Source organism: Nostoc sp. CALU 1950 (assembly GCF_051172895.1).
GTDB classification, from domain to species: Bacteria; Cyanobacteriota; Cyanobacteriia; order Cyanobacteriales; family Nostocaceae; genus Nostoc; species Nostoc edaphicum_A.
This window is the reverse complement of record NZ_JBDNJQ010000324.1, coordinates 1-2933: the sequence shown is the minus strand read 5'-3', so window position 1 is coordinate 2933 and position 2933 is coordinate 1. Positions and strand designations below refer to the sequence as shown.

The following is a 2933-nucleotide window of genomic DNA, read 5'->3' as shown; positions in this document are numbered from 1 at the left end:
TGTTTTTGTTTATTTGTCAAGTATTTTTTATACCAAATTAGATGAGCTTACCCTGTGCAACCTGGGAAGAGTACTACAAGTTACTGAGTCTATTTATTCAAGGACTTGCTAAAACCAAGGGGATATCAATTGAGGCAGCACAGGAAATAGTTGCGACGGAAGTGAAAGCAATTCAAACGTTGATAGATATAAACAGAGTTAAAGCAGCCGCACAACAAAAAGAATCAGAGCAAATTTTCAAGGCAATTTTATATCTTGTTGCAAGCATTACTGCTCTCGTTATACTTGGTGTGATATTCAATTCGATTAGAGAAACGGTAACTCAGCGATTCTTAAACACTCAGGAGTTTGAATTGTTGAGAAGTGAGAATCAGCAACTACGTCAAGAAAACGACACTTTTAAGAGTGAGCTAGACAAATTCAAGCAGTTTCAACAAGAACGCAAGAACTTGGAGAATCTGAAAGCAGAAAATGAAGCACTCAGGCAAAAGAACAGTAATCTCAACGAGCGCCTAGTTCAATGCAAGAAACCATTCTGGGAAAGGAACTGTAATTAGTGATAGGTATAGCGTTATTGGCAGAAGTGAACAAAGTGATCCTTCTCCAGCGTTCACTAGTTACTACCACACTAAGGCATTCTATAAAGCCATTATATGCAATTATTATGGAATTTATTACTGTAAAAATTACTGTGATTTTTGCAGTAATTTTGCAGTTTCTTGAATCAAAGCCCTGAGCAGCTTGGCTTTCGTCATTCCCGTATATTCAGCAAGCTGGTTCAATTGCTCGTAAGTTTCTGGAGCTAAATCCAACGTTATACGGGTTGTTTCTGTGGGTTGCTGCTGCTTTATTTTCTCCAGTAAATTTAGATTATCTTCTGTTTTTTGGCTTTGCTTTTTAGATGCCTTTGGCGATGGACGAGAACGAGGTTTTGGTTTTTCCGTAGGTTCAGCTGTTAGGTCATCAAAGGAGAATTGTGACACTAATTCAGTCAGAGCATTTCGAGTTCTCTTGGTCATTTCGCCAACCTCAAAATCTCGTTAAACAATTTTTGGTAATCAGCTGCCCCATCCTGTGCGCTTTTTATGCCCCACACTGTAGTTTTCTGGAGAAAGGCATCTGCGATCGCCTGTCGCTGGTAAATTACTTGCTTGAAGGCAGTAACACCTTCTAGCTGGTTTAGTAGTTCCTGTGCTTCCTTGAGCAACTTAGTATTTTTAATTGCCCTATTGATAAAAATGCCAGCTTGGGGCAACCCACTTCTGGCTTTCTGAATTTGGCGGACTATCCTGACGGCGGCGGCGGCTGATACTAAATCCAAGCCAGAGGGGGTAACTGGAATTACTGCAAAAATTGCAGTAATTAATGTACATCTGGTGGCTTCACCTAAATTCACTGCATTATCCACGACTAAGTAATCTACTTCTTTCTCGATCTTGGGAATTTCTTCTGCCAGGGTATCGGGGTCAGTAATGCGGTAAAAAGGAATACTTAAGTTCAATCCCTCCAACCACATTGATGTACTACCTTGACCATCCGCATCGACTACCGCTATATTCCGTTTTTTGACAATGCCTAGCCAGTAGGCGAAATGGGCAGCAGTGGTTGATTTTCCTACGCCCCCCTTTAAGTTAGCAAAACAGATAACAGTCATTTTACTGCTCTATATACTGTAAAAAATTACTGCATTTACTTTAACTTGAAATGGAATACAGTGGAACAATACAGTAAATATTGCAGTAAATTTTCCTTTAACGCTAATGCGTTTTCATCTTAGTCGCCACAGACTCGTGGCTAGAACACCGATTCAGTAATAAAACACAAGACTGAGACATCCGATTTTTACGCCTTTTAAAACCAAATTTTCCTTGTTGCAACCCAAAGAAACCGGGCTTTTTCGTCATAACTCTGAATACTGAATCGGTGTTTTAGTATTTGATTTTTGAAAAAGCACCGTACATCTGGAGAGAATAAAATCAAAGGCAGTATTTCGGATGAACCACTCAAGCATCCACTTTAAGTGAGAAAACCAAGGAACTAAAGCACAAAAATAAAAATGTCAAACCTAAGTTTTTGCTTGCAACCAGATATCCTCTTTTATTATATTATTCAATCAAAAAGTGAATTTTTTTATTTCCCCAAATAGTACGAAAATCTGGATCATTTTTTGCCGTATTTCGACTTTCTTCAAAATTTAACTTAATTGCAATTTTTAAATTTTTTATTGCTCGTCTACTATTACCTATCAGTGCATAACATCGAGCTTTATTATACCAACCAATATGATTATCAGGTTTAATTCTCAAACCTTTATTTATGCTAGTAATAGCTTCTTGATAACGCCTTAGTTTTATAAGAGTAAAGCTTTTATTAAAGCAAGTTATATAGTCATTAGTTTGAAATTCAAGAGCTTTGTTGCAACTAGCAAGCGCCTCTTCATAAAAACCCAAGTAATACAATGTATAACCTTTATTTGCCCAGCTTAGTTCAAAATCAGACTTAAATTCAAGTGCTTTATTGAAGTTACTAAGAGCTTCTTCATAAAGTTTTAAGTCTTCTTTCAAAAATTGTTGATTATAAAAGTTATGTAAAGTTAAACCAATATCTAAGGCTTTTTCGTAAATAGCTACTCTTCCGTGATTAGAATATTTTTTAAGCAGTAAATAGCCTCTATTATTCCAAGCTTTGTAATTATCAGGTTGAATTTTCAGTACTTTCTCAAAACACACTATAGCTTTTTCATAACATCCTAAGTTGTAAAGAACATATCCGCGGTCATACCAAGCTTCATCATAATCAGGTTTAAATTTCAATGCTTGGTCATAGGAGGTAAGCGCTTCTTCATAGTGTTCTAAATTTCCTAGCACCTTGCCTCGACTGTTCCAAGCTTCATGATTATCAGGTTGAATTTTCAGCGCTTGGTCGAAGGATGC

4 protein-coding genes and 1 pseudogene are annotated in these 2933 nt (G+C 37.0%); 1 reads left to right on the top strand and 4 read right to left on the bottom strand.

The window, feature by feature from the left end; all coding sequences use genetic code 11:
- Window positions 1-41: 41 nt before the first annotated feature.
- Window positions 42-557 carry a hypothetical protein gene (locus ABF638_RS37485; protein WP_435027802.1) on the top strand — a complete coding sequence of 172 codons (516 nt, stop codon included), beginning with the start codon at window positions 42-44 and terminating at the stop codon, window positions 555-557.
- 129 nt (window positions 558-686) lie between these two features.
- Here ABF638_RS37485 and ABF638_RS37480 read toward each other — a convergent pair whose 3' ends face one another.
- From ABF638_RS37480 to ABF638_RS37465, 4 genes and pseudogenes are all read right to left on the bottom strand, one after another.
- Window positions 687-1019 (bottom strand): hypothetical protein, encoded by a 333-nt coding sequence (locus ABF638_RS37480; RefSeq protein WP_435027801.1) that lies wholly within the window; start codon window positions 1017-1019, stop codon window positions 687-689.
- Window positions 1016-1654 carry an AAA family ATPase gene (locus tag ABF638_RS37475; RefSeq protein ID WP_435027800.1) on the bottom strand — a complete coding sequence of 213 codons (639 nt, stop codon included), beginning with the start codon at window positions 1652-1654 and terminating at the stop codon, window positions 1016-1018. The genes ABF638_RS37480 and ABF638_RS37475 overlap by 4 nt, the downstream gene beginning before the upstream one ends.
- A gap of 274 nt (window positions 1655-1928) precedes the next feature.
- Window positions 1929-2095, bottom strand: a pseudogene (locus ABF638_RS37470) (IS630 family transposase); the annotation flags it as partial.
- Between the two features lie 10 nt (window positions 2096-2105).
- Window positions 2106-2933 (bottom strand): tetratricopeptide repeat protein (locus ABF638_RS37465; protein WP_435027799.1); only part of this gene is annotated, 828 nt, incomplete at its 5' end.